The organism is Tritonibacter sp. SIMBA_163 (assembly GCF_046535935.1).
Taxonomy (GTDB): Bacteria; Pseudomonadota; Alphaproteobacteria; order Rhodobacterales; family Rhodobacteraceae; genus Epibacterium; species Epibacterium scottomollicae.
The window spans coordinates 1-252 of the sequence record NZ_JAWJBP010000900.1 but is presented as its reverse complement, the minus strand read 5'-3'; the positions used below and the strand labels follow the sequence as shown (position 1 = coordinate 252).

1 protein-coding gene is annotated in these 252 nt (G+C 60.3%); it reads left to right on the top strand.

From position 1 onward, the window contains the following. A partial coding sequence (locus R0J92_RS24935; protein WP_411053659.1) for a hypothetical protein occupies positions 1-252 on the top strand: 252 nt, incomplete at both ends.

Genomic DNA, 252 nt, shown 5'->3' with positions numbered 1-252 from the left:
CCAGCGCACAAGACGACGATTTAGAAGCGCTCCTCGGCGCACTCGATGATGAAGAAGGCGACCTGCTTGATATTCTAGACGCTACTGCAGCCGGTGGTGGTGCCGGCGGCGGCGGTGGCGGCAGCAGCTTCGTGCGTGTTGCCCGTATCGCCGAAGCGACAGACACCCTCAGCTTCAACACAGAAGGTGGCCTAGAAGGCGCCGAGTTTGTTGAATTTGATGGTGGCGATGTGGCGGCGGATGGAGATGCAG